At 56.6% G+C, this 2,160-nt stretch carries 1 protein-coding gene; it reads right to left on the reverse strand.

Going from position 1 to position 2,160, the window contains the following annotated elements; genetic code table 11:
- Nucleotides 1–34: 34 nt before the first annotated feature.
- Complete coding sequence (locus Q363_RS37150) at nt 35–1,645, reverse strand: serine/threonine-protein kinase (RefSeq protein ID WP_051979605.1); 1,611 nt, start codon at nt 1,643–1,645, stop codon at nt 35–37.
- Nucleotides 1,646–2,160 lie beyond the last annotated feature (515 nt).

The following is a 2,160-nucleotide window of genomic DNA, read 5'->3' on the forward strand; positions in this document are numbered from 1 at the left end:
GGCGCAAGGGCTTGCGAATCAAAGTCGTAGACGATCAACCCATGCTATTTGCAACTACTTCATGAGTCTGGGGGCAGTATGAAGATGGATCCAAAGAGCCTGCATAGATCCCCTGCACGTCTGGCTGCTCTTCATCAGTTACGAAAAAGAGGAAGTGCCTTCCGTCGGGGAGAAATGTGGGCCAGCGATGGCTCAGTTCTTTTAGGCTTGCGATCCGTTCCGTTACCTTGCTGGGCGTCCCACCGCTCGCTGGAATCTGATAGAGCTCGGAAGAGGTTCCCGGCGTATATAGAATGATTCCACTCGAACCCCATGTCCCTCCCCTGGGCATTCCTGTCACATCAGCCAGGACCTGGACGAGATCTCCCTGAATATCGATCCGCTGAAGCTTGCCTGGGGTGAAGAAACCTATTGAGCGGCTGTCAGGGGACCAGAACGGAAACGCGCCTTGGTCTGTTCCGGGAAGTATTCTTCCTTGTCCCAAGTCATTCAGGCCGCGCAACCACAGCGCCAACTTTCCCTGGGTGTCCATCACAGGTACCACAAGCTGCCTTCCGTCTGGAGAGAGGGCCGGCAGAAATCGATTGTTAGCGAAGGCAGCGAACTGGTTGTCCGCAGGTGGAGGAATCATCGCGCGCACGTTCGCCGCGGATGGCGCATCTTTTTTGAGATGAAACGCGATGCTTAGAGCCGCCAATGCAGAGAGTAGAACCGCAGCGGCGGTCCACGCGATTCGCTCACGCATGATGCGGGAATTTCGGCCACTAACTGCAGGAACTCCAGCCTGGGAGCCTGCTTCACTAGTCCACTTCAGCTCGTGCGAGAGATCGCGGGCCGTCTGCCAGCGGTCGTTGGGGTCTTTCGCGAGGCAGGTGCGGATGGTGTGGTCGAGCGCTGCGGGGGCGAGGGGCTTGAGGGTGGTGATGGGTGCGGGTTCTTTTTCGAGGATGGCGGAGGCTACACTGAGTCGGCTCTTACCCTCGAAGGCGCGCTGGCCGGTGACCATCTCATAGAGCACCGCGCCGAGGGAGAAGATGTCGCTGCGGCCGTCGAGTTCGCGTCCTTCCACCTGCTCCGGAGACATGTATTGAAATGTCCCAACGACCGTCCCTCGCTCGGTGACTGGCGTCTCCACTTTGGTCGCCGTCATTGTGGCCAAGTCAACCAATGCGGGAGTGGGTTTTGCTAACCCAAAGTCGAGCAGTTTGGCGCCAGCCGGTGTGAGCACGATATTGTTCGGTTTCACGTCGCGATGGACAATTCCCGAGCGGTGGGCTTTATCGAGGGCATCCGCAATCTGCGCACCCACCTTCAGAATCTGATCGACTGGCAACGGTCCTTTCTCAAGCCGCTTCGCCAGCGTCTCTCCTTCCACGCATTCCATCACCAGGTAGTCGATGCCATCCTGATGGCCGATGTCGTGCAAGGTGCAGATGTTGGGATGGTTCAGGGACGAGATGGCTCGTGCCTCGCGTTCGAACCGCTGCTTGTGTGCGGGATCGGAGGAGAGCTGCGAGAGAATTTTGATTGCGACTGTGCGCTTGAGCCGTGTATCTCGCGCACGGTAGACCTCTCCCATTCCACCCACGCCGAGCAGGGAGAGAGTCTCATACGGGCCCAGACGAGTTCCAGGGGCCAGTGCCATGATGGCGCCGATTATACCCGTGCCATCTCCCCAAATCGCTCATGGAAGATGTTTTACGCAATTCGATTTGACACGGTCTGGTGGGGGTCACTTCAAGAAAGGGAATGCCACGTACGCTAAGGCGAAATCTGTTCACATAACCCTTTTGTCATCCTAAGGATAGAAGCAGGCGACTGAGACGTTCTTCGATGGATCAGAATTGTTGTTCCTTGCACGGCTAAACTATTGAAAACATTCTATTAGTTCTCCGCAAGCGTACATAAATTTCCCTTCGTGAGGTGTCCCCATCTCCCGGTTACGGCACTCCGGAGCCCGTCCGATCGATGGTCGAGGTGGCCTGAATCCTTAAGCGAGTTTTCTGTTGTGTGCCATGAACGTGTTTGAAGTTCTGAACACGATGCTGTGTCTGAGATGGAGGTAGGCCCTCCGGAGTCGGCCTACAGGGGTTGACTTCAAACAGCCGTATGCTGCTGATCCGGTGACGGTGAGGTGGTGAACGATACGGTCAAAAGGCG

Origin of the sequence: Edaphobacter aggregans DSM 19364 (genome assembly GCF_000745965.1) — a bacterium.
GTDB lineage: Bacteria > Acidobacteriota > Terriglobia > Terriglobales > Acidobacteriaceae > Edaphobacter > Edaphobacter aggregans.

Excerpts from the sequence above, each read along its gene's own strand:
- Q363_RS37150 (WP_051979605.1), bottom strand. The coding sequence starts at position 1,645 with ATGGCACTGGCCCCTGGAACTCGTCTGGGCCCGTATGAGACTCTCTCC.